This window comes from Nonomuraea spiralis (assembly GCF_014648435.1).
GTDB classification, from domain to species: domain Bacteria; phylum Actinomycetota; class Actinomycetes; order Streptosporangiales; family Streptosporangiaceae; genus Nonomuraea; species Nonomuraea spiralis.
The window spans coordinates 22,300-44,512 of record NZ_BMRC01000033.1; the positions used below are offsets into that span (position 1 = coordinate 22,300).

Sequence of the window (22,213 nt, forward strand, 5' to 3'; positions counted from 1 at the left end):
GGGCGCGGGGAAGGGCGTTTCACGCATCAGGTCATCCTGAGGGGCATTAGACTCGTGCAATCCGTCTGCCCCTCAAAGGAACGGGACTATGTCTTCTGGGTATGACCGTGTAGTGCAACCGGCGGCCGGTGACGAGGCCCTGGAGAACCACCTGGGTGGGGACGAGGCCAAGAACTATCGGCAGTACGAGTTCGACATGGTCGCCCCGCACGTCGGCCGTTCGATGCTGGAGATCGGCTCCGGGCTGGGCCACTTCGCCGAGCAGTTCCTGCCGCGGCTCGACCGCCTGGTCGTCAGCGACTTCGACCCCTACTGCGTCGAGCAGCTCGGCAAGCGCTTCGAGGGCCGCGACGACATCGACGTCCTGCAGTTCGGCCTGCCGACCGACATCCCGCTGAAGGACAAGGTCGACACCGTCGTCATGATGAACGTGCTGGAGCACATCGAGGACGACGCCGAGGCGCTGCGCTCGCTGGCCCGCGTCACGCTGCCCGGCGGCCGGATCATCATCTGGGTGCCCGGCTACATGCAGCTTTATGGAGACTTCGACCGCAAGGTCGGCCACGTCCAGCGCTACACGCCCAAGACCCTGCGCGCCACGGTGGCCAAGGCGGGGCTCGACGTCGACGTGCTCAAGCCGATCAACTTCCTGGGCGGCATCGCCTGGTGGGCGGCGGTCCGGCGGGGCGGCGTGGGCTACCCCGACCCGCGCCTGGTCAAGATCTACGACCGCACGGTGGTGCCCGCCACGCGGCTGATCGAGCGGTTCATCCGTCCGCCGTTCGGCCAGACGGTGTTCTGCGTCGCCCGCGTGCCGCAGAAGTGAGCCCGCAGAAATGAGCCCGGCCGCCACCCGGTGGGTTGGTGGCGGCCGGACGTTTTCTACTTGATCGAGCCGGCGGTCAGTCCGCCGACGACCTTCCGCTCGATCAGCGCGAACAGGACGATCACCGGGATGGTGGCGATCACCGAGCCCGCGAAGAGGTTCTGCCAGTCCACCTGGTACTGGCCGATGAACGAGTTCAGCGCGACGGTGAGCGGCTGGTTGGCCGGGGTCGTGGTCAGCGTCAGGGCGACCACGAACTCGTTCCACGCCGCGATGAAGGTGAAGATCAGTGCGGTGATCACGCCCGGCATGGCCAGCGGCAGCGTGATCCGGAACAACGCGCCGAAGCGGCCGTTGCCGTCGATGAAGGCGGCCTCCTCCAGCTCACGCGGGATCGAGGCGAAGTACGCGTTCAGGATCCACACCGCGAAGGCCAGGTTGAACCCGCCGTTGACCAGGATCAGCGACCAGGTCGAGTCCACCAGCCCGAACTGGAAGAACTCGCGGTAGATGCCGACGAGCATGGCCGTGGGCTGGAACATCTGGGTGATCAGCACCAGGATCAGGAACGCCGTACGCCCCCGGAAGTTGTGCCGGGCCGAGTAGTACGCGGCGGGCAGGGCCACGAGCAGCACCAGGATCGTCGAGCCGCCCGCGACCTTGAGCGTCACCCACAGGTTCCCGGCCAGTCCGCTGGTCCAGAAGTTGCCGAGGTTCGACCACACCCACTCGTCGGGCCAGAACGACACCTCGCGCAGCGACTCCTGCGACCGCAGTGAGGTCAGCAGCATGACCAGGTAGGGGAACAGGAAGACGAACGCGACGATGTACGCGGCGCCCGCCACGATCACGGTCTTGATCTTGGGCATACGGCGCGGCGGGCGCCCCCGGTGGCCGGCGTGGTGGCGCGGCCCTGCCTTGGACATGGTCTGCACGGCCATCACGCCACCTCCTTGTTCCAGCGCGACACCTTGAGGAAGATCGCGGTCAGCACGATCACCATGCCGAAGTTGACGACGGACATGGCGGCCGACTCACCGATGTTCGAGCCCTTGAGGATGAACATGAGGATGGTCGAGGTGGCCGTCGAGTAGCCCGGCTGGCCGTGGGTCATCGCCCAGATGATCGGGAAGCTGTTGAAGACGTTCATCACGTTGATCAGGGCGGCGACGGTGAGCGCGGGGCGCAGCAGCGGCAGCGTGATCGACCAGTACGTCCGGAACTTGGTGGCGCCGTCCATCTTGGCCGCCTCGTACACGTCGGCGGGGATGGTCGCGAGCCCGGCCAGCAGCGCGTACGTGGTGAACGGCACCGAGACGAAGACCGCCACGAACACCAGCCACGGCATCGCGCTGGAGGCGTCCCCGAGCTGGTCGGCCGAGGCGCCGCCCATCGCGTCGATGAACCCCAGCTTCAGCCTGATCTGGTTGATCACGCCGACCTCGGGGTCGAGCATCCACTTGAAGATGATCGCCGTCATCAGGACCGAGGCCGCCCAGGGCGCGATCAGTGCCCACCGGGCGATCTTGCGGCCGGGGAAGCGCTGGTTGAACAGTTGGGCGAGGGCCAGCGAGATCAGCACGGTGAGCGCGACGACCGCGACCACCCAGATCACGCTGCGGACCATGATGTCGGCGAAGTCCTTCTCGCCGAACAGCTTCGTGTAGTTGTCCGGGAAGTTGTTGCCCTGGACCACTCCGAACCGGCTGATCTTGAGGAACGACGACCGGATCATCTCGATCACGGGCCAGAGCACGACCAGCGCGATCAGCACCACGGCCGGCCCGATCCAGGCCAGTGGTTCGAAGACGCGCAACCTTCTCATGAGGAACCTTCCATGACGGTGGAGCCGGCGCGGGGGCGCGACCCGCGCGCCGGCTCCACAGACACCCGCTGGATCAGCTGGCTTCGGCGGTCTTCTGCAGCTCGCCGAGGACCTTGGCCGGGTCGTCCTTGACGGCGCCGCCGATGGTCTGCTTGATCGCCGGGTTCACCTCGGCCCACTTCGGGTCCTGGAACGGGTAGAAGCTGGCGTTGGGCAGCCCGTCGAGGAACGGCTTGAGCTTCTCGTCACCGGACAGCTTCTGGATGCCGCCGTTGGTGACGGGCAGCAGCTTGTAGGTGTCGGAGATCTTCTGCGCGGCGTTGCCGGTGTAGAAGAAGTCGAAGAACTTCTTGATCTCGGCGGCGTGGCCGTTCTTGTTGAACGCCATGATCCAGTCCATGACGCCGAGCGTGGTGTCGAGCGGGGCGGACTTGCCGGGGATCGCCGCGACGCCGTAGTTCTTCAGGCCGGCCGCGTCGAAGATCGGGATGGACATGGGTCCGCCGTTGACCATGCCGACCTTGCCCGCGCCGAAGTCCTCCCAGACCGTCTTGCGGTCCTTGGTGCCCGGGTTGGGGGTGGTGAGACCGGCGTCGACCAGGCCCTTCATGTACGTGAAGGTCTCGACGTTCTGCGGAGAGTTGATCGCCCACTTGCCGGAGGCGTCCTTGTAGCCGCCGCCGTTGCCCAGCATCCACAGGAACGACTCGCCCTGCGCCTCTTCCTGGCCCAGCGGCAGGCCGAACGGCTGGCTCACGCCGGCCTTCTTCAGCTTCTCGGCGTCGGCCTTGAGCTCGTCCCAGGTCTTGGGCGGCTCGGCGATGCCGGCCTTGGCGAACAGGTCCTTGTTGTAGAACAGCGCGCGGGCGGAGGAGACGAACGGGATGCCGTACGCGGTGCCGTCCACCTTGCCGAAGTCGGCGAACTTCTGCAGCATGTCGCCGGACACGTTCGGGGACAGGACCTCGTCGGTCTTGTAGAGCAGGCCGTCCTTGACGAAGCCGGAGTAGTCACCGGTCTGCAGGATGTCGGGCACCTGGCCGTTCTGGACCATGGTGGCGACCTGCTTGTCGATGTCGTTCCAGTTGATGACCTGGACGTCGACCTTGATGTTGGGGTTGGCGGCCTGGAACTCGTCCACGACGCCCTTCCAGAACGTCTCGCCAGAGTTCGGCTTGCCGGGGCCGTCGCCGTAGTCGGCGGCGACCATCTTGAGGGTGACCTGGCCCCCGCCCGAGGCCTGGGTGTTGTTCCCACCGCCACCCGAGCCGCCGTCGGAGCCGCAGCTGGACAGGACCAGCATCGTGGCAAGGCCGAGAGCGGCGCCGCCCGCAAGCTTCATGTTCACTGGTGATACCGCCTTCTCGTCGGACGGGCCGCTGGTCCGTACCAGCCACCTGACCCCGTCCAAGGGATGAGGGGTGCGAGAGCCGGAGCTCAACGCGTTTGCGCCAGAGTAAGCCTGCGTTCAGCAGCCGGTCTATACCGGTGGGTATCGGTTTGAAAACACTCAGGGCAGAAAAAGCTCACAACCGGTCTAGACCGGGCGTCACAGGATCTTTCTCCGCACGTTCTCGTCGCCGTCCGGTGTTCCGATCCACGGACCCTCGATGGACGGGTCGAGGATGCCCTCCTCCAGGAAGTCGTAGCGGCCGTCGAGCACGTACCGGGCCAGGCGGACGTCCTCTTCGTCGCTGTTGTCCCAGAGCTCGTCGAACAGCGTCCGGATGCGGCGGCGGGCCTGGTGGCAGAAGGTGTCGGCCACCTCGTACGGCCTGCGCCCGAGGTCGTCGGCGTCCTCCTCGGCCTTCAGGCAGACGGCCGTCATGGCGAACAGCTCGGCCCCGATGTCGACGACGCGGCCGAGGAAGGACTGCTTGTGCTCCAGCCTCCCCTGCCAGCGGGACATGCCGTAGAAGGTGGACCTGGCCAGCTTCCTGCTGGTCCGCTCCACGAAGCGCAGGTGCTGGGCCAGCGGGCCGAAGGCGGTGTAGCCGCCGGGCAGGTTGCCCGTACCGGCCACCAGGGTCGGCAGCCACTTGGCGTAGAAGCGGCTCGCCCGTCCGAGCGCGTGGGCGCGTTCCTGGCGGGAGGCGTCGGGGTTGATCAGCTCGCCGGCCGCGGCCAGGTGCGCGTCCACGGCCTCGCGGGTGATCATCAGGTGCATGATCTCCGAGGAGCCCTCGAAGATGCGGTTGATCCGGGAGTCGCGCAACATCTGCTCGGCGGGCACGCCGCGCTCACCGCGGGCGGCCAGCGACTCCGCGGTCTCGTAGCCGCGGCCGCCCCTCATCTGGACCAGTTCGTCGAGCACTTTGTAGGACAGCTCGGTGGCGTACAGCTTGGCGAGCGCGGCCTCGATCCTGATGTCGTTGCGCTGGTCGTCGGCCAGGCGGGCGGTGAGCTCGCTGACCGCCTCCAGCGCGTACGCCGAGGCCGCGATGAAGGCGATCTTCGTGGCCACGGCCTCGTGCCGGCCCACCTTGCGCCCCCACTGCTCACGCGCGTTGCCCCACTCGCGAGCGATCTTCACGGCCCACTTGGCGTTGCCCGCGCAGGTGGCCGGGAGGGACAGGCGGCCGGTGTTGAGCGTGGTGAGCGCGATCCGCAGCCCTTGTCCCTCCTTGCCGATCAGGTTCCTGGCGGGCACTCTGACCTGGGAGAACTCGGTGACGCCGTTCTCGATGCCGCGCAGGCCCATGAAGCTGTTGCGCCGCCTGACCGTGATGCCCGGACTGTCTCCCTCGACCACGAACGCGCTGATCTTCTTGCCGGTCCTGGCCATGACCACGAGCAGGTCGGCGACGACGCCGTTCGTCGTCCACAGCTTGACGCCGTCCAGCACGTAGTCGTCGCCGTCGCGTACGGCGGTCGTGGACAGCCGCGCGGGGTCGGACCCGACGTCGGGCTCGGTGAGCAGGAAGGCCGAGATCTCACCGGCCGCGCACCGGGGCAGGAACTCCCGTTTCTGCTCCTCGGTGCCGAACTGCTTGAGCGGCTGCGGCACGCCGATCGACTGGTGGGCCGACAGCAGCGTGGCCAGCGCCGGGCAGTAGGAGCCGACCAGGGCGAGGGTGCGGCAGTAGTACAGGTAGGGCAGGCCGAGGCCGCCGTACTCCGTGCCGATCGTGATGCCGAACGCCCCGAGGCCCGCCAGCCCCTTGACCACCTCGTCGGGCACCTGGGCGGTGCGCTCGATCAGGGCGGGGTCGACGTGGGACTCCAGGTAGTGCCGCACCGCGCGGACGAACTCCTCGCCCCGCTCGACGGCCTCGGCCGGCAGTGTGGGCGCGGGATGCACCAGGTCCAGGCGGAGATCGCCGAGGAACAACTGCTTGGCGAAGCTCGGGCGCGTCCATTCCCGCTCCCTGGCCTGCTCGCCGACCTGCCTGCTCTCCGCGTACTTGGTCTGCTCGGCGTACTTGGTCTGCTCGCTCATGGCACCTCCCGACGGTGCGCCGTCAATGTGTTGTGAGTACTGCCCGCCTGACGGCCTTCAGCACCCCGAGCGCGGCACCCGGCGGCAATGCGGGGCCATCGCCGCGCGATTGTTCCGTCATGGCCGGCCGGACAGCCCGTTCGTTCGGCTCTAACCTGGTCCTCCCGAACAGTCGACCGGCCAAGAGCAGGAGGTCCGTACCATGGACGAGCTTGACGCGGCGATCGTCCGCCTTCTCCAGACGGACGCGCGGCAGTCCAACCGGGAGCTGGCCCGCCGGCTCGGCATCGCCCCCTCGACCTGCCTGGAACGGGTCAGGGCGCTCACCCGGCGCGGCGTCATCCGCGGCTACCACGCCGACATCGACCCCGCCGCGCTCAACCGTGGCACGCAGGCGATGGTCTCGGTCCAGGTCCGCCCGCTCAGCCGGGCCGTGATCAACGCCTTCAAGCAGTCGGCCGCCGAGCTGCCCGAGGTGCTGAGCGTGTTCGTACTGGCCGGTGGCGACGACTTCCTGCTGCACGTGGCCGTCCAGGACCTCGACCACCTCCACTCCTTCCTGCTCGACCGGCTCAGCAAACGCAAGGAGATCGTCGGCTTCCGCACCTCGGTGATCTTCCAGCAGGTGCACGACGCCGTGCCGGAACGCCTGCCGTCCCCGTCGGACACCTGACTTTCGTCAGGGGCGGTTCTGGACGGTCGGCAGATCCGGCGGCGGGGCCGGTCTCCGTAGGTTTGCCGTCATGAGCTTGAAGATCGCCCTTGCGGGCCTGGCCACGGCACTGACCCTCACCCCGGCCCCGGCCCTCGCCTCGACCCCGACCGGACCGACCCCCGCAGCTGTCGACGCCTACCTGCGCGCGGCGCTGGAGGCGACCGGCGTGCCCGGTCTGTCCGTCGTGGTGACCAAGGGCGACAAGGTCGTGCACGCCGCCGGGTACGGCCACGACTCCGAAGGACGCGCGATCACCGCGACCACGCCGATGCGGGTGGCCTCGGTGAGCAAGTCGTTCACCGCGATGGCCGTCATGACCCTGGTGGAGCAGGGCAAGATCGCGCTGGACGAGCCGGTTGCCCGGCAGCTTCCCGGCTTCAGGATGGCCGACCCGCGCCACGCCGCGATCACCGTCCGCCAGTTGCTGAACCAGACCTCCGGCCTGGCCGACTCCTCGCTCGACATGGGCGTGGTGCAGTCGGCCACCTCCCTCGCCGACTACACCGCCCGGCTGGCCACCGGCCGGCTGGCCGCCGACCAGGGCACCCGGTACGCGTACTGCAACGTCAACTACAACCTGGCCGCCAGGCTGGTCGAGACCGCGAGCGGCAAGCCCTTCGAGGTCTACATGAAGGAGCGCGTCTTCGGCCCGCTCGGCATGACGACCAGCGCCCTGAGCGCCCAGACCGTCAGGCCCGCGGACGGATACGTCTCGGTCTACGGCATGTGGCGGCCCCGGCCGGAGGCGTCCGGATTCCTGGACGGCAGCGGCTCGGGCGGGGTCATCACCTCGGCCGCCGACCTGGGCAAATGGCTGATCGCCCAGAACGGCGGCGGTCCTCCCCTGGTCAAGCCGCGCAGCCTGGAGACCATGCACGCGCCGGTCGGCGCCAACGACTACGGCATGGGCTGGGGCCTGGAACGCGAGTCCGGCCTGCTCGTGCACTCGGGCAACCTGTTCACCTACAACGCCGTCGAGGCCCTGTCCCCGAAGACCGGTTACGGCTTCGCCGTCGTCACGAACGGCGCCGCGCTCTACGAGCCCACCTACGACATCATGCGGGGCCTGGTCGCGATGAGCGAGGGCCGGACGCCGGAGGTCCCGGGCGGCGACCGGCAGCTCTACGAGCTTGTGCTGGGCCTGATCGCGCTGGCGGCAGCGGGCCTCGGAGTGATGGGCGTGCTGCGTGCCCGGCGGTGGGCATCCCGGCGTTCGGGACGGCCGTGGTGGCGGATCGCGTTGCGCGTGACGCCGGTGCTGCTGCCCGCCCTGCTGTTCGTGTTCTATCCGGACTGGGTCTCCTTCCTGATGAACGGCCGGGCCGTGACGTGGGACCAGCTCACCTACTTCGCCGCGCCACTGTCGATCACCCTCCTGGTCGCGGCGCTCGCCGGGGTCTTGACGGCGGCCACCCGAATTTGTGTACTGTGTAAGCTTACAAGGTACACAAATTCGGGGAGAGGCGCATGACCACCGTCGCGATCATCGTTCCGCTCGTCTGGCTCGCGTGGCTCGCCGTCGTCGACTGGGTGCCGCTGTTCCCGCTCAACGACCTCCACAGCGGGAACGCCAAGGGCCGCCTCCTGGCCGCCGCGATCAACTATCCGTTCCCGCTGCTGATCGCGGGTGGCGTCGCGGTGCACCGGACGTGGTCGCTCGTGGCCGCGACCGTCCTGTGCGTCCTGGTCGTCGCCGGGCACGTCCGGAGCTGGTGGCTGCCCTACTTCGGCCCCGCCACGCCGGAGCAGCGCGAGCTCTACCTGCGCGAGTACAGCCGTACCTGGAAGGTCCTGCCGACCGCGGGCCGCGGCGTGGTCATCGACGTCCAGCACATGGTGGTGGGGGTGCTGTCCCTGCTCATGCTGGCGGCCACGATCGTCGTTACGCTGACCGCATGACTCAGGCACCCAGGCGGGCGGGGCGGCCTCCCGTGCTCACCGTCGAGCGCATCGTGGCCGCGGCCGTCGGCATCCTCGACGCCGAGGGGCCCGACGCGCTGACCATGCGCCGCCTGGGCGCCGACCTCGGGGTCGCGGCCATGTCGCTCTACCGCCACGTGCCCAACCGGGACGCGCTCGTGGCCAAGGTCGTCGACCACCTGTTCGCCGAGGCCATGGCCGGCTACACACCGCAGGCCGACTGGCCGCGCGCGCTGGCCGGGTTCGCCACGGCCTACCGCCGCTTCCTGCTCGCCCACCCGCGCGCCGTCCCGCTGCTGGCCACCCACCCCGTCGACGTACGGCTGGGCACGGAACTGCTCACCGGCCTCCTCGCCCGCTTCGAGGCGGCCGGAGTGCCCGCCGCAGACACCGTCAACGCGGTGCAGTCCGTGGCCGTCTACGTGCTCGGCCACACCCTGGCCCAGGTCGGCTCCACCGCCGAGACCCACGACCAGGACGCCCTGCGCTTCTACGACCAGTGGTTCGAGGCGGGTCTGGGGGCCATGGTGTCGGGGTTCGAACGGCAGCTCGCGACGGCGGATTAATTCGGTTGCCCGGCATCGAGGGCAGGCCGTAGCTTGATGCACATGCGCCTTTACCTGTGACAGCAGCCACTTCAGCCCATCGTCCGACAGACGCGGCAGCGCTGTGCTCGTCGACGCCCGGCCCTTCGGGAGCCGCGTCCTGAGCTTGTGTAAAGGAGCTTCGCATGCGAGTTCGCTCAGCCAAGAAGAAGACCACGCCCGTACCACCCCGGCAACTGCCCAAGATGCCGCAGCGGCCGGTCGTGTCGCCCCGGCGGATCATCCCGCCCAAGGGCCGCTAGACAACTACCGGGATGGTAGTTAGCGAGCGCCGCCTCCCCTCTTACGCCCGGGAGGCGGCGCTCACCCTTTCCGGCTCCTAGAGCCGCTCGATGATGGTGACGTTGGCCTGGCCGCCGCCCTCGCACATCGTCTGGAGGCCGTAGCGGCCGCCGGTGCGCTCCAGCTCGTGCAGGAGCTTGGTCATCAGGATCGCTCCCGTGCCGCCCAGCGGGTGGCCGAGCGCGATGGCGCCGCCGTTGGGGTTGACCTTGGCCGGGTCGGCGTCCAGCTCCTTGATCCAGGCCAGCGGCACCGGGGCGAACGCCTCGTTGATCTCCACGACGTCGATCTCGTCGATCGACATCCCGGCCTTCTTCAGCGCCCGCCGCGTCGCCGGGATCGGCGCGGTCAGCATGTAGACCGGGTCGTCGCCCATGAGCGCGAGCTGGTGGATGCGGGCCCGCGGGGTCAGCCCGTGGTCGCGTACGGCCTGCTCGGAGGCGATCAGCACGGCGCCGGAGCCGTCGGAGATCTGCGAGGAGGTGGCCGCGGTGATCCGGCCGCCCTCCTTCAGGGTCTTGAGGCCGGCCATCTTCTCCAGCGTCGTGTCGGGGCGCGGGCCCTCGTCGTCCTCGACGCCGTTGACCGGGGCGATCTGGTCCTTGAAGTAGCCGTTGGCGACGGCCTTGGCGGCCCGCTGGTGGGACTCGTAGGCGAACTGCTCCAGCACGTCACGCTGGAGATCCCACTTCTCGCACATCAGCTCCGCGCCGCGGAACTGCGAGATCTCCTGCTTGCCGTAGCGCTCGACCCACATGTCGCCGAACGGGAACGGCATGCCCTTCTCCAGCGCGGCGGTGATCGACGCGCCCATCGGGACGATGCTCATCGACTCCACACCCGCGGCCACAACCAGGTCCTGGGTGCCCGACAACACGCCCTGGGCGGCGAAGTGGATGGACTGCTGGGATGAGCCGCACTGCCGGTCGATCGTGACACCGGCCGTCGTCTCGGGCAGGCCCGCCGACAACCAGGCGTTCCGCGCGATGTCCATGCTCTGGGGGCCGAACTGCATGACGCAGCCCATGATGACGTCCTCGACCGCCACCGGGTCGACGCCGGTACGGTCGATGAGCGCCTTCAGCGTGTGGGCGGCCAGGTCGGTGGGATGGACGGTGCAAAGCCCGCCCTTCTTCTTGCCGACCGGGGTACGGACCGCTCCGACGATGTACGCCTCTGCCACAGTGCCTCCTGGAAACCGAGCATTATTCGGTTATTGGGAAGAGACTACAACAGAATGACGTTCTGCGGCTCGTCACTCGGGCGGCAGAAGCTCCTGCGCGGCGTCCACCCTGAACCGCCACTGGTCCACGACCAGGCCGTTCAGCGATTCTGCCAGCTCCAGCGCCAGCGTTCCCAGCTTGACGGGCTCGTCCCCGCGCAGTTCGATCGCGGTCAGCTCGGTGGCGAACGGCAGCAGCTCCCGTACCGCCGGCGGCTGCCCCTTCTGCGGGACCAGCGCGGCCCGGATGTCGCCCGACGTGTACGTGAACTCGTCCTCCCCCGGCTCCAGCAGGGGCGCCAGGTCCTCGGCGGACGGGCGTACCGGGAGGATGACGGCGGGACCACCCTCCTCGTCGTCGGCGGGATCGCTCACCTCGCCCCGGCACACCGCGAGCCCCTTGAGCCGGAAGGCCAGCCCCTCGGCCAGGTAGCGGTCGAAGAAGTCGAACGGCAGCGGGCCCTCGGCGGTGACCCGGCAGGCCCACGCCTTCTCCAGTACCCCGCCGGTCAGCTCGGCCTCGGCCTCGACCGGCGCGTACACCCGCACGTCGGTCGCCACGATGTCGTCGCCCTCCCGCCGGGCGTCGGGATCGGCCAGCCGGACGATCCGCAACAGCTCGGCGGCCTCCGGTTTGGCGGGCAATGCCGCCGTCGGGCCAGTACGCAGTCTCCGCTTCGCCATCCAGCCCATGCCCGCCTCCGGAAAATCAGCTTCGATAGGAGCTCGTCATCGTCGCGTAGACGATGATGTTGTCGTTGTAGTGCCCGATGGTGCGGTCATAGGCCCCACCGCAGGTGATGAGGTGGAGCTGGGCGTTCTCCCGGCTTCCGTAGACGCGCTCGGTCGGGAACGTCTTCTTGCTGGCCTGCTCCACGCCGCCGACCGTGAACACGGCGGTCGTCTTGTCCTGGCGCCTGACCTCGATGGTGTCGCCGTTCTTGAGCTCGCCGAGGCGGCTGAACACGGCGCTGCGCGTCCGGGTGTCCTTGTGCCCGAGCAGCACCGCGGGGCCCGCCTCGCCCGGGGTGGACATGTTGCGGTACCACCCGGCCAGGTTGGGATTGTCGGACGGCGGCACCTCGATCGTCCCGTCCTTGGCCAGTCCCACGGACTTGATCGGCGCGTTGATCCCGAGCCGCTTGACCAGGATCCGCACAGGCGTCGAAGGCAACATCGCCGGCGCCGGCGTGATCTGCGGCAGCGGCGGCGGCTGGTCGGGCGGGGCCTGGAACAACGCCTGCTGCGGCTGCCCCGACGCCTGCGTCTGGACCGCCACGGGCAGGGCGTCCCTGTCCATGCCGTACTCCTCGGGCGACTGGAGCACGATCAGCATGCCGGCCACGACCGTCACGACCCCGGCGATGGCCGCGCCGATCAGGACGGTCCTGAGCGCGGTGCTCCCCTTGTCCGCCGGTGGCGGCCCGCCGTAGGGATACTGCCCGGCCACGCCGCTCAGCCCCTGGTCGCGGTACGCCGGCGCAGCACCAGCCCACCCGCCGCGGCGGCCGCGATCAGGGCCGTACCGGTGAGGATGAACAGCCGCCCGTCGGGCCCCGCGTCACCTCCCAGACCGGTGTCAGCGCCCGCCTTGGGAGTCTTGGACTTGTTGGGCGGCGTGACGGTCACGGTGGCGGTGCTGGTCTTGGTCGGCTTGGGGGTGGGCGTCGGCGTGGGGGTCGGCGTCGGGGTGGGCGTGGGCGTGGGGGTCGTCCCCGTACCGGCCGCCACGGTGAAGCTGAAGGTCTTGAGCCCGGTCGTGGGCGCCTCGCACTTGATCGCAGGGGCGCTCGAGGAGGTGCCTAGAGCCAGATCCCCCGCCGTCAGTTGCACGTTGCCCGCGACCGTGGGCTTGATCTTGATGGTGACGCTAGGAAGCGTCGTGATGTCCTGACCGGCTACAGCGCCGGTGAGGGCCATTTCGCCTGTGGCGGTGGCGGGCGTGCCTCCGCCGGTCGCCTTGATGGTGGCGAAGAGCTTGCTGCTCACGGGGAACCCAGTGGGCGCGGTGAGCGGGTCGTTCGTATTCTCGATGATGCCTGTCCAGGTGATGGAGGCATCCTCATTGGCCTTGGCATTGGTGGGCGTCGTCATCGCGACTTTGATGTCGACAGTGGCGGGGTACAGGGAGTCTGTCCCGCTGGGCAGCTTGCAGTTGTAGGAGACCACGTCGGTCCCGGTACCACCGCCGCCGCCGGTCTGGACCGGGATCGAGATGCTGGCGGGGGTGGTCGACCCGTAGGTGCAGGTCGTCGTGTCCTGTCCGATCTTGATGCTCAGCAACGGCGTCGTCCCGGTCGCCGTCGCGAGCGGCGTCAGGACGAGGTTGCCGCCCGTCGTCGCGGTGACGCTGACGGACGCCGACATCTTCGGAGGCGTGTACGTCGTGTTGGCCGAGACCACCGTGGTGGTTCCCGTGCCGGTGCCCTTGAGCGGGGTGGGCGTCCCCCCGGTCACCGTGAGGTCGCCGCCGCTGGTGGTGACGGCCTCACCGGCGGTCAGAGCCCTGTTCACCTGGATCGCCGGGAACGTCCACTCGATCGTCGTCGACTTGGCCGGTTCCACCGACGCCGGAGGCGTGATCGTCACGATCACCGGGCCGTTCTGCAGAGCGCCGCCCGTGCAGTTGTAGGTGATCTTGAGGGGATCCACCATCGCCGCATGCGCGGGCGCGGCCAGACCGACCATCGAGCCGGCGAAGACGGCGAGCGTGCCTGTCAATCCCAAGGCGGATGTCTTCTGGGCGAGGCGGCGCCACGCCTGGGACGTAAGCACGGGTCCATCTCCGTTTCAGCGCAGTGTCAACAGTCGTGCCAGAATTCCAGCCAATGGTCACGGTTCGGTGTAGATCCTACGAACTGTCCCTGTCAACTTCCCGTAAAACGCAAAATCTGCCTCAGAAACCCCATCAGCCCTTCTTCTTCGACAACGTCGCGTACACCACGATGTTGTCGGTGTAACTGTGCGCCTCCTTGTTGAAGACGCCGCCACACGTGATGAGCCTGAGCTGGGAGTCCTTGGTGTTGCCGTACACCCGGGACGTCGGGAACGACGACTTGCTGACCTGCTCGATCCCGCTCACCGTGAACCGGGTGACCTTCCCGTCCGACCGGTACACGTAGATCTGGTCGCCCTTCGCCAGCTCGCGCAGGCGGTCGAAGACGGCCGGGCCCTTACGGGTGCTCACGTGGCCGTTGATGACCGCGGGCCCGAGCTCGCCCGGCACCGGCGAGAAGCGGTACCAGCCGGTCTGGTTCGGCCGGGTAAGCGGCGGGGTGCCCAGGTTGCCCTTGATGTCCACGGTGACCGCGCCGATGGGGGCGTTCACCTTGATCTTGGGGATCTTGATCCGGCTCGGCCTGGCCTTGGCCTTGGCGGCCTTGGTCTTGGCCTTGGGGATCGGCGGCACGGTCGGCGCGGCGGCCAGCGGCGCGGGCGCGTCCGGCCGGGCCGGGGTCAGCGTCGCGCCCTTGCCGCCCGGCCCGACGGTCGCGGGCAGCACGAACGCGCCGGCGTTCTCGATCTGCACGGTCGTCGGCTGGTCGGCGGCGGCCAGCGTGCCGGAGCCGTCGTCCACCTTGGGGGCCACGGAGAGCAGGCCCACCATGATCGCGCCGACGCCGGCCAGCGAGCCGGCGATCAGCAACCCGGGCGTCGCCCGCTGCATCGGAGTCTTCTGCTCGGCCATCACTTCGTTCCTCCCGCGTGCGCGGCCCTGCGCCGGCGCAGCGCGAGCCCGCCGCCCGCACTGCCCATGAGCAGCATCACCCCACTGGCCATCAGCCCGTACGGCTGGTCCGGCGCATCCGGCGCCTCACCGGTGTCCACCCCGCCCTTGGGCACCTTGGCCACCTGCGCCCTGGCGTACGTGGTCGCCGTCGGGCCGGTCGCGGTGGGCGTGCTCGTGCTGGTGCTCGTCCCGGTGACCGCCGGTACGACGATCACGTGCCCGAGTCCGCTGGACGGGGTGGGGCGGTTGTGGTTGCGCGTGGGGGTGCTGGTCGCCGTGGACGTGTTGGTGGGGGTGTTCGTCGGCGTGTTGGTCGGCGTGTTGGTCGGCGTGTTCGTCGGCGTGTTGGTGGGGGTCTGCGTGGTCGTCGGTCCCGACTTGTCCCGTACGGTCACCGTCACCGAGACCGGCCCGCCGACCAGCTTGCACTTCGCGCCGTGGTACCCGGTCGGGATCTTGGAGGTGTTCGTGGACACCTTGAACGCGTCCAGCCAGGCCGGCTTGGACGTGGCGTTCACGATCCTGATCGTGTGCTTGCCGTACTTGAGTTCCGGCGACTTCCAGAGCGTGTAACCGCCGTCGAGGTCGTCGTTGACGGGCAGGTCGTCGTCGGAGCGCGAGGGGTCCACCGTGGCCCGCTTGCTGCCGTCGATGTAGACGTCAACGGGACCGGCGTCCTTGTCGTGCGGCCCGATGTACTCCACGCCCGTGCCCGTGAAGCTCAGCTCGGCCCAGGCGCCGAGGTCATTGGTCTCGTGCAGGTCGTTGTGCACGTGGTTCTCGGAGCCGGGACGGTCGTCGATCGAGGCCCAGCCCGGACCGTAGTTGATCTTCATGTCGGTCGGGTTGTCGGTCTCGTTGCCGTCGTTGGCCACGACCGTGCCGTCCGGCGGGGTGAAGTCGAGGTCGATGTCCTTCGGCTTGACCGTGATGGTCCCGACCTTGTCGATCAGGCCGGGGTCGTTCAGCGACTCGGGGAGCGACAGGTAGTCGTCCGGGCGGAGCTTGCCCGCCTGCTCGACGGAGCCCTTCGGCTGCAGGATGCCCTGCCAGCTGCTGGTCAGCTCGACGTTGCCGGTGGCGTGCACGTTGGCGCCCGGGGCGAAGTAGCCGGGCGACTGGAGCCGTCCGTCGTCGGCGTAGTCCAGCTTCCAGGTGAAGTTGAGCGGGTCGCCGACCACCAGGTCGGTGGCGAAGGTGAGATGGGTGCTCAGACGTACCGGCCCGTGCCTGACGATGCTGTCCGTCCCGGACGGTACGCATTCGTACTGCACGTCCAGGTCGGCCGGCGCCGCCGAGGCCGGGACAGCGGGCAATGCCACCACCCCGATGGCCGCCACCGATGCGATCGACGCGGCGAGCAAGGACTTGCGCCACCGACTCACGGGACACTCCGATCATCACAAATAGACCGAGGGTAGATCTTAGAGTCGAAAACACCCGCAACGCAGGCGGAAACCCTCAACTTCCAGCACTTGTGATGAAGCCGTGTCCCCCGCCGCCTCCTCCACCGGGAATGCGGGTATACCTCCGGGTAACAGAATCGTATTCTGTCGTGCACGACACCTGCTTGGAGGCGAACGATGCAGCGAGACCTCTTCGACGAGGAGCACCTGCTCTTCCGGGAAACCGTGCGCGAGTTCATGGCCCGCGAGGTCGTGCCGCATCACGGCCAGTGGGAGAAGGACGGCATCGTCCCCCGCGAGGTCTGGAAGAAGGCCGGCGAGCTCGGCATGTTCGGCTTCGGCGTCCCCGAGGAGTACGGCGGCGCCGGCATCACCGACTTCCGCTACAACGCGGTGATCGTCGAGGAGATCACCAGGAGCGGCGCCTCCGGCCTGGGATTCTCCCTGCACAACGACGTCATGGCCCCGTACGTCGTGGAGCTCACCGACGAGGAGCAGAAGCAGCGCTGGCTGCCCGGCTTCGCGAGCGGCGAGATCATCACCGCCATCGCGATGACCGAGCCCGGCGCCGGCAGCGACCTCCAGGGCGTCCGGACCACCGCCGTACGCGAGGGCGACCACTACGTCGTCAACGGCCAGAAGACGTTCATCACCAACGGCATCAACGCCGACCTCGTGGTCGTGGTGGCCAAGACCGATCCCGACGCGGGCGCCAGGGGCACGACGCTCATCGTGGTCGAACGCGGCATGGAAGGCTTCAACCGCGGCCGGAACCTGGACAAGGTCGGCATGAAGGCCCAGGACACAGCCGAGCTGTTCTTCGAGAACGTCCGCGTGCCCGCGGCCAACCGCCTCGGCCCGAACGAGGGCGAGGGCTTCTACCAGCTCATGAACAACCTGCCCCAGGAACGCCTGTCGATCGCCGTGGCGGCAGTGGCCGCGGCGGAGGCGGTGCTGGAGCAGACCATCGAGTACTGCAGGACCCGCCAGGCGTTCGGCCGCAACCTCGGCTCGTTCCAGAACACCCGGTTCGTCCTGGCGGAGCTGGCCACCGAGACCGAGATCGCCCGCCACTACGTGGACAAGTGCATCCTGGCACTCAACGCGCGGCAACTCACCGTCGTGGACGCGGCCAAGGCCAAATGGTGGACCACCGAGCTGCAGAACAAGGTCATCGACCGCTGCCTCCAGCTCCACGGCGGCTACGGCTACATGATGGAGTACCCGGTCGCGAAGGCGTGGCTGGACGGCCGCGTACAGACGATCTACGGCGGCACCACCGAGATCATGAAGGAGATCATCGGCCGGTCCTTCGATTTCTGACGCGAGCCGCGCGCCCGGCCGGGCCGCGCCGCATACTGTCAGCATGGACGGCGGCCTGATCCTGCTCGTTTTCCTGGCGTTGTTGTTCGCCTGGTTGCTCAACCGTGTGCGCAGGGCGTTCCGGCTCGGCCCGGTCGGCTACGCGGGCGTGATGATCGTGTTCGTCATCGCCATGCTGCTCGTCTGGGGTCAGACGATGCGCTGACGCCCCAGCTGCCGGCTCATCCCGGCATCTCCTGTACGAACCTGGTCAGCAGCCGCGCGAACTCGGCCCGCTCGGCCGCCGACCAGCCGGCCGTCGCCGTCGCGAAGGCCGCCTGCCTGGCCTGACGGGCCTGCGCGAGCGCCGCGACGCCGTCCTCAGTCAGCACCAGCCACGCCCGCCGGCCGTCGGCCTGGTCGGCCTCACGTCGCACCAGGCCCGCCGTCACGGCGGCCGCCACGAGCCGGCTGGCCCGCGGCTGGTCGACGCTCAACGCCTCGGCCACCGCCGACACGGTGACCTGCCCGCCGGCGCCCTCGATCACGTCGAGCACCTCGTACTCGGGGCCCGTCGCGCCCTGCTGCCGGGCCAGCGCCCGCCTGCTCTGCCTGCGCCTGATGGCGACCATCGCCCGCTCGATCGCGGCAATTTCCTTGTCTTCATACATATAGTTGTTATTATACATGCATGGACAGACCTATCGGATATTGGGTGAAGCACCTCGACAACCTGCTGGATGACGCCATGGGTCAGGCCCTGGCCGCGTACGGCACCTCGCGGCGGGACTGGCAGTTGCTGAGCGCCGCGGCCCGCGACGGGAGCGCCGCCATGCTGGCGCCCTTCGACGGCGTGGAGGAGGCCGTACAGAGCTTGACGTCGAAGGGATGGCTCGCGGACGGGCGGCTGACCGACGAGGGCCGGGCCGCCCACGCCGCCGTCTCCGAGCACGTCATGCACTTCAGACGGCGGATCACCGAGGGCGTGAGCCCGCAGGAGTACCTGGCCACCGTCGACGTGCTGCGCCGCATGGCGGCCAACGCCGAACGCTAGGCCCGCCGGCTCGCCTCCAGGACGACCCGGGCCACCAGCTCGGGATCGTCGCTCATCGGCACGTGCCCGCACCCCTTGAGCAGTTTGACCCGCTGACCCGACCACCGCGCCGCGCGTACGGCCTGGCGGACCGGCAGCAGCCGGTCGCGCTCGCCCCACGCGATCGTGATCGGCGCCTTCGGCGGCGCGGGCGGCATCAGCCCGCCGAACGACTCCAGCGTCTCGTCGAAGCCGGCCGCCCCCGCCAGCGCCTGAGTGGCCGCGACGAGCCCGGCGGGGTCGAGCCGCCCCGGACGGGCGACCAGGATCCCGCTGGACACCGCGCGCATGAACGGGCTCTCGGCCGCCCAGGCCGCCTGCTCGGGCGACATCGCCCGCGCCGAGCCCCGCAGCGCCTTCAGCATCGACTGGCAGTAGAGCAGCTCGGAACGCGACCAGAAGCCGGCCGGCGACAACGCGGTGGCCGTACGGACCATGCCGCGCGAGGCGAGTTCGAGCGCGATGTAACCGCCGAGCGAGTTGCCCGCGACGTGCGGCTCGCGGATGCCCAGCAGCGCGCAGAACGACTCGACCGCGTCCGCCAGCGACTCGGCGGTGTACGGGATGCCTGCGGGCAACCTCGGCGACACGCCGAACCCGGGCAGATCAACCGCGATCACCGTGTGCTCGGCGGCCAGGCGGTCCATCACCGGCAACCATGCCTGCCAGTGGTGTCCGATGCCGTGGATGAGGATCAGCGGCTCGCCGGTGCCCCGGCGTTCGAAGGCCAGCTCCATGCGGCCCAGTGAACCACTCACCTGCTCCGGGTGGGAATCTCGAACCAGACCGCTTTGCCTTCCCTGGTGGGACGCGATCCCCAGCGCTTGGCGAGCTGGTCGACCAGGTAGAGGCCGCGCCCGCCCTCGTCGTTCTCCCCCGCGCTGCGGATGCGGGGCAGGCGCAGGTCCTGGTCGAACACCTCGACCCAGACCGACTCCTCGCCCCGGCGCAGCCGCAGCGTGAACTCCTTGTCGCCGACCGGCTCCTCCTCGAAGCCCGGCATGTCCCAGGAGTCCTCGAACGGCAGCGGCGGCCCCTCGACGACCAGCTCCCTGCGCGGGGAGTTGGCGGTGGAGGCGTGGAGCACCACGTTGGTGACGACCTCGGAGACGAGCAGACAGGCCAGCTCGGCCCGCTCCTCAGGGACGTTCCAGCCGGAGAACGCCTCGGAGGCCATGCGGCGCGCCTCCCCCACCATGATCGGCTGGGCCGGGAAGGTGCGCTCCTCGACGTCGAGGTCGACGTCGCTGGAACGGACGACCAGGATCGCCATGTCGTCGTCGATCTCGCCGGGCACCGCCACCGTGGCGGCGTCGGCTATGCGCTCGACGTCGGCGTCGGCCATCTTGGCGAGCTTCTCGCACAACACGCCGAGCGTCTCCTCCTCGCTCGGCATCTGCCCGTCGCGGCCCGGACGGCGGTCGACCAGGCCGTCGGTGTAGAGCAGCAGCGCCGCGCCCGGCGGGAGCGTGCGGGTCTCCTCCTTGTAGACCAGGTCGGCGTGCAGGCCCTTGGCCCGTACGCCGAGCGGCTGGCCGACCTCCTCGATGTCCATCTCCAGGCACTGGCCGTCGACCACCAGCAGCGGCGGCGCGTGCCCGGCGTTGGCGAAGGAGAGCTGGCGGGACCAGGCGTCGTAGACGAGGTACTGGCAGGTGACGATGGGCGGGATGCTGACGTCGGCGCCGTTGTCGTCCTGCTCGGGGGTGGCGATGATCCTGGTCCACTCGTCGAGCCTGGCCAGGATGTCGGCGGGCGACTTGTCGTCCTGCGCGAACGCGCGCAGCGCGGCCCTGAGCTGGCCCATGATGGCCGCGGCCTTGGCGCCCCTGCCCTCGACGTCGCCGATCACGATGCCGACCCGGCCGGCCGACAGCGGGATCACGTCGTACCAGTCGCCGCCCACCTGGGTCTGGATGCCCTGGCCGTGGGAGGCAAGGGGGGCCGCCGGGTAGTAGCGCACCGCGATGTCGAGGCCGTCGAGCTGGGGCAGCGCCCTCGGCAGCAGGTGCTTCTGGAACGACTCGGCCGTGTGACGCTCCTCCTCGAACAGCAGCGCGTTGTCGATCGCGAGGGCCACGCGGGTGGCGATGGCGCCCACGAAGTCGCGGTCGAAGGCGTCGTAGTGGGGGCTGCGCCGGTCGGTCAGGTTGGACAGGCCGAGGTACATCAGGCCCAGCGTCTCGCCGCGTACCAGCAGGGGGGCGACGATGGCCGAGGTCATGCCGATCTCGCTGGCCAGGCGGGCGCTGCCCTCGTGGGGCATCGGGTAGCTGGTGGTGGAGAAGTCCTCGACGAGGATGGTCTCCTGGCGGCGCAGCGCGGTGTCGGCGTAGTGGCCGGAGGGATAGCGGATCTCCGCGCCCACCGGCTTCCACGTGCCCGCCGGCGGGGTCCACCCCTGTACGTGCTCCGAGACCCGGCGGACCAGCCGGTCGCCCTCCATGAGCTCGATGAAGCAGTGGTCGGCGAACTGCGGCACGAGCATCTCGGCCACCCTCTTGAGCGTCTCCTCGACGTAGAGGGAGCCGGCCAGCCGCTCGCCGATGCGTTCGAGCAGGCCGAAGCGGTCCTTCTCGCGCTCGTTGCTGCGCAGGGCCTCGCGGGCCAGGATGACGATGCCGGTGACCGAGCCTGACGGGTGTCGCAGCGGCACGGCCTGGGCGCGGACGTAGACGATCGTGCCGTCGCCGCGCCTGACGTCGAACGTGCCCTCCCACACGCCGCCCTTGAGCACGTGTTTGGCCAGCTCGACCGCCTGCGGGTGATCCTTGTCCATGATCCCGAGGGACAGGACGGACGCCTCACGCGCCGGCGACTTGCCGGGACGGCCGAACAGCTGCTCGGCGAAGGGATTCCAGTAGAGGAGATTGCTGAAGCGGTCTGTCACGACCACTGCCATTTCGGCATGGTCCAAAACGGACCCGGCACCAAGGTGATCAGCCGTTTCTTGTGACAGATCCCCCCATCGCTTCATCCGGAGACCACTCCTTGGGGTGGCTTGTGCGCACAGCAGACCACGGGCGCTCCTGCAACAGTCTTGGCCAGGGGAGAGTGGAGGGCCTCCCAAGAGGGATTCAACCAAGTAGCTGCGCGCGCGTCAGCGCTTGGAGACAAATACGTGCGCGGCAACGTCACGCGGAAGCTCCGCGGGAGTGTCGTTCGCGTCACCGTCACCTGTCACCCGCACACCGTCGTCGCTCGCCGCGAGCGTCACCTCGCGTCCGGGTTGTATCCCAACTTGCTTGAGTTTAAGCATCACAGCAGGATCGCTTTGCACTTGTTCGCTGATCCGGCGCACGACGACCGGAATGTCCCGCGGCCCGGCGGCCTCCGACATCGAGGTCAGGACGTTGGACGCGCCCTCGGCCGCCTCCTGCGCCCCCAGCTCGGCCAGCCCGGGGATGGGGTTGCCGTGGGGGCAGACCGTGGGGTTGTCGAGCAGCGTCACCAGGCGCGACTCCACCGACTCGGACATGACGTGCTCCCACCGGCACGCCTCGATGTGCACCTCTTCCCAGGGAAGGCCGATGACCTGGGTGAGCAGGCATTCGGCCAGGCGGTGCTTGCGCATCACGCGCGTGGCCAGCGTACGGCCCAGGTCGGTCATCGACAGATGCCGGTCGCCCTCGACGCGGACGAGGCCGTCGCGTTCCATGCGGGCGACGGTCTGGCTCACGGTGGGGCCGCTCTGCTGGAGGCGCTCCGCGATGCGGGCGCGAAGGGGGACGATGCCCTCCTCTTCGAGCTCGTAAATCGTGCGGAGATACATCTCCGTCGTGTCGATCAGGCCGTGTGCGGTCAAGGCTCCTCCCAACTGAAATGCTACGCCGGTCGCGGCGGGGACT

The 22,213-nt window shown here is 69.0% G+C and carries 22 protein-coding genes; 8 read left to right on the top strand and 14 right to left on the bottom strand.

All coding sequences use genetic code 11. The annotated features are described in order from the left end of the window. Positions 1–88 precede the first annotated feature (88 nt). Positions 89–826, top strand: a complete 738-nt coding sequence (locus IEZ27_RS45300) for a class I SAM-dependent methyltransferase (RefSeq protein ID WP_125642969.1) — start codon at positions 89–91, stop codon at positions 824–826. A 56-nt stretch (positions 827–882) separates the two neighbouring features. On the opposite strand, the gene IEZ27_RS45305 is transcribed toward IEZ27_RS45300, so the two are convergent. The 4 genes from IEZ27_RS45305 to IEZ27_RS45320 form a co-directional block, all read right to left on the bottom strand. Further along, the gene (locus tag IEZ27_RS45305) at positions 883–1,767 is read right to left on the bottom strand and encodes a carbohydrate ABC transporter permease (RefSeq protein WP_229824926.1); all 885 of its coding nucleotides are present in this window, start codon (positions 1,765–1,767) and stop codon (positions 883–885) included. After that, positions 1,767–2,651 (bottom strand): carbohydrate ABC transporter permease, encoded by an 885-nt coding sequence (locus tag IEZ27_RS45310; protein ID WP_189652910.1) that lies wholly within the window; start codon positions 2,649–2,651, stop codon positions 1,767–1,769. The genes IEZ27_RS45305 and IEZ27_RS45310 overlap by 1 nt, the downstream gene beginning before the upstream one ends. A gap of 73 nt (positions 2,652–2,724) precedes the next feature. Continuing rightward, positions 2,725–3,993 (bottom strand): extracellular solute-binding protein, encoded by a 1,269-nt coding sequence (locus IEZ27_RS45315; protein WP_189652911.1) that lies wholly within the window; start codon positions 3,991–3,993, stop codon positions 2,725–2,727. Between the two features lie 207 nt (positions 3,994–4,200). Continuing rightward, entirely contained in the window at positions 4,201–6,090 is a 1,890-nt protein-coding gene (locus IEZ27_RS45320; protein WP_189652912.1) for an acyl-CoA dehydrogenase family protein, read from the bottom strand. 202 nt (positions 6,091–6,292) lie between these two features. On the opposite strand from IEZ27_RS45320, the gene IEZ27_RS45325 reads away from it, so the two are divergent. The 4 genes from IEZ27_RS45325 (at position 6,293) to IEZ27_RS55390 (ending at position 9,291) form a co-directional block, all read left to right on the top strand. Beyond that, a complete protein-coding gene (locus IEZ27_RS45325) occupies positions 6,293–6,763 on the top strand; it encodes an Lrp/AsnC family transcriptional regulator (RefSeq protein ID WP_189652913.1) in 471 nt (156 codons plus the stop codon). A gap of 70 nt (positions 6,764–6,833) precedes the next feature. Then, positions 6,834–8,276 carry a serine hydrolase domain-containing protein gene (locus IEZ27_RS45330; RefSeq protein ID WP_189652914.1) on the top strand — a complete coding sequence of 481 codons (1,443 nt, stop codon included), beginning with the start codon at positions 6,834–6,836 and terminating at the stop codon, positions 8,274–8,276. Next, positions 8,273–8,704 (top strand): hypothetical protein, encoded by a 432-nt coding sequence (locus IEZ27_RS45335; RefSeq protein ID WP_189652915.1) that lies wholly within the window; start codon positions 8,273–8,275, stop codon positions 8,702–8,704. The genes IEZ27_RS45330 and IEZ27_RS45335 overlap by 4 nt, the downstream gene beginning before the upstream one ends. Continuing rightward, on the top strand, positions 8,701–9,291 hold the full coding sequence (locus tag IEZ27_RS55390; protein ID WP_189652916.1) for a TetR/AcrR family transcriptional regulator: 591 nt from the start codon (positions 8,701–8,703) through the stop codon (positions 9,289–9,291). Before IEZ27_RS45335 ends, IEZ27_RS55390 begins: the two co-directional genes overlap by 4 nt. Positions 9,292–9,649: 358 nt before the next feature. Here IEZ27_RS55390 and IEZ27_RS45345 read toward each other — a convergent pair whose 3' ends face one another. The 6 genes from IEZ27_RS45345 to IEZ27_RS45370 form a co-directional block, all read right to left on the bottom strand. Next, positions 9,650–10,795, bottom strand: coding sequence for an acetyl-CoA C-acetyltransferase (locus IEZ27_RS45345; RefSeq protein WP_189652917.1), 1,146 nt, complete (start codon positions 10,793–10,795; stop codon positions 9,650–9,652). Positions 10,796–10,867: 72 nt separating this feature from the next. Next, positions 10,868–11,518: a hypothetical protein gene (locus IEZ27_RS45350; RefSeq protein WP_189652918.1), complete on the bottom strand. Its 651-nt coding sequence runs from the start codon at positions 11,516–11,518 to the stop codon at positions 10,868–10,870. Positions 11,519–11,543: 25 nt separating this feature from the next. Continuing rightward, positions 11,544–12,284: a class F sortase gene (locus IEZ27_RS45355; RefSeq protein WP_189652919.1), complete on the bottom strand. Its 741-nt coding sequence runs from the start codon at positions 12,282–12,284 to the stop codon at positions 11,544–11,546. A 5-nt stretch (positions 12,285–12,289) separates the two neighbouring features. After that, positions 12,290–13,561, bottom strand: coding sequence for a hypothetical protein (locus IEZ27_RS45360; RefSeq protein ID WP_189652920.1), 1,272 nt, complete (start codon positions 13,559–13,561; stop codon positions 12,290–12,292). 181 nt (positions 13,562–13,742) lie between these two features. Then, positions 13,743–14,522, bottom strand: a complete 780-nt coding sequence (locus IEZ27_RS45365) for a class F sortase (RefSeq protein WP_189652921.1) — start codon at positions 14,520–14,522, stop codon at positions 13,743–13,745. After that, positions 14,522–15,949 carry a hypothetical protein gene (locus tag IEZ27_RS45370; RefSeq protein WP_189652922.1) on the bottom strand — a complete coding sequence of 476 codons (1,428 nt, stop codon included), beginning with the start codon at positions 15,947–15,949 and terminating at the stop codon, positions 14,522–14,524. The genes IEZ27_RS45365 and IEZ27_RS45370 overlap by 1 nt, the downstream gene beginning before the upstream one ends. 198 nt (positions 15,950–16,147) lie before the next feature. Between IEZ27_RS45370 and IEZ27_RS45375 the strand changes: the two genes are divergently transcribed. Beyond that, the gene (locus IEZ27_RS45375; protein WP_189652923.1) at positions 16,148–17,293 is read left to right on the top strand and encodes an acyl-CoA dehydrogenase family protein; all 1,146 of its coding nucleotides are present in this window, start codon (positions 16,148–16,150) and stop codon (positions 17,291–17,293) included. A 43-nt stretch (positions 17,294–17,336) separates the two neighbouring features. Next, positions 17,337–17,498 carry a hypothetical protein gene (locus IEZ27_RS45380; protein ID WP_185845058.1) on the top strand — a complete coding sequence of 54 codons (162 nt, stop codon included), beginning with the start codon at positions 17,337–17,339 and terminating at the stop codon, positions 17,496–17,498. A 16-nt stretch (positions 17,499–17,514) separates the two neighbouring features. Here the strand turns inward: IEZ27_RS45380 and IEZ27_RS45385 are convergent, their stop codons facing one another. After that, on the bottom strand, positions 17,515–17,943 hold the full coding sequence (locus IEZ27_RS45385) for a MarR family winged helix-turn-helix transcriptional regulator (RefSeq protein WP_125643006.1): 429 nt from the start codon (positions 17,941–17,943) through the stop codon (positions 17,515–17,517). Positions 17,944–17,963: 20 nt separating this feature from the next. Between IEZ27_RS45385 and IEZ27_RS45390 the strand changes: the two genes are divergently transcribed. Next, entirely contained in the window at positions 17,964–18,326 is a 363-nt protein-coding gene (locus IEZ27_RS45390; RefSeq protein WP_189652924.1) for a MarR family winged helix-turn-helix transcriptional regulator, read from the top strand. Here the strand turns inward: IEZ27_RS45390 and IEZ27_RS45395 are convergent. The 3 genes from IEZ27_RS45395 to IEZ27_RS45405 form a co-directional block, all read right to left on the bottom strand. Beyond that, positions 18,323–19,123, bottom strand: coding sequence for an alpha/beta fold hydrolase (locus IEZ27_RS45395; RefSeq protein WP_308427354.1), 801 nt, complete (start codon positions 19,121–19,123; stop codon positions 18,323–18,325). The genes IEZ27_RS45390 and IEZ27_RS45395 overlap by 4 nt on opposite strands. Beyond that, the gene (locus tag IEZ27_RS45400) at positions 19,120–21,342 is read right to left on the bottom strand and encodes an ATP-binding SpoIIE family protein phosphatase (RefSeq protein ID WP_189652925.1); all 2,223 of its coding nucleotides are present in this window, start codon (positions 21,340–21,342) and stop codon (positions 19,120–19,122) included. Before IEZ27_RS45400 ends, IEZ27_RS45395 begins: the two co-directional genes overlap by 4 nt. 123 nt (positions 21,343–21,465) lie before the next feature. Beyond that, a complete protein-coding gene (locus tag IEZ27_RS45405) occupies positions 21,466–22,170 on the bottom strand; it encodes a metal-dependent transcriptional regulator (protein WP_125643015.1) in 705 nt (234 codons plus the stop codon). Positions 22,171–22,213 lie beyond the last annotated feature (43 nt).

Coding starts and splice junctions, on each gene's coding strand:
- IEZ27_RS45300 (WP_125642969.1), top strand. CDS start 89: ATGTCTTCTGGGTATGACCGTGTAGTGCAACCGGCGGCCGGTGACGAG.
- IEZ27_RS45305 (WP_229824926.1), bottom strand. CDS start 1,767: ATGGCCGTGCAGACCATGTCCAAGGCAGGGCCGCGCCACCACGCCGGC.
- IEZ27_RS45310 (WP_189652910.1), bottom strand. CDS start 2,651: ATGAGAAGGTTGCGCGTCTTCGAACCACTGGCCTGGATCGGGCCGGCC.
- IEZ27_RS45315 (WP_189652911.1), bottom strand. CDS start 3,993: ATGAAGCTTGCGGGCGGCGCCGCTCTCGGCCTTGCCACGATGCTGGTC.
- IEZ27_RS45320 (WP_189652912.1), bottom strand. CDS start 6,090: ATGAGCGAGCAGACCAAGTACGCCGAGCAGACCAAGTACGCGGAGAGC.
- IEZ27_RS45325 (WP_189652913.1), top strand. CDS start 6,293: ATGGACGAGCTTGACGCGGCGATCGTCCGCCTTCTCCAGACGGACGCG.
- IEZ27_RS45330 (WP_189652914.1), top strand. CDS start 6,834: ATGAGCTTGAAGATCGCCCTTGCGGGCCTGGCCACGGCACTGACCCTC.
- IEZ27_RS45335 (WP_189652915.1), top strand. CDS start 8,273: ATGACCACCGTCGCGATCATCGTTCCGCTCGTCTGGCTCGCGTGGCTC.
- IEZ27_RS55390 (WP_189652916.1), top strand. CDS start 8,701: ATGACTCAGGCACCCAGGCGGGCGGGGCGGCCTCCCGTGCTCACCGTC.
- IEZ27_RS45350 (WP_189652918.1), bottom strand. CDS start 11,518: ATGGCGAAGCGGAGACTGCGTACTGGCCCGACGGCGGCATTGCCCGCC.
- IEZ27_RS45365 (WP_189652921.1), bottom strand. CDS start 14,522: ATGGCCGAGCAGAAGACTCCGATGCAGCGGGCGACGCCCGGGTTGCTG.
- IEZ27_RS45375 (WP_189652923.1), top strand. CDS start 16,148: ATGCAGCGAGACCTCTTCGACGAGGAGCACCTGCTCTTCCGGGAAACC.
- IEZ27_RS45380 (WP_185845058.1), top strand. CDS start 17,337: ATGGACGGCGGCCTGATCCTGCTCGTTTTCCTGGCGTTGTTGTTCGCC.
- IEZ27_RS45385 (WP_125643006.1), bottom strand. CDS start 17,943: ATGTATGAAGACAAGGAAATTGCCGCGATCGAGCGGGCGATGGTCGCC.
- IEZ27_RS45390 (WP_189652924.1), top strand. CDS start 17,964: ATGGACAGACCTATCGGATATTGGGTGAAGCACCTCGACAACCTGCTG.
- IEZ27_RS45400 (WP_189652925.1), bottom strand. CDS start 21,342: ATGAAGCGATGGGGGGATCTGTCACAAGAAACGGCTGATCACCTTGGT.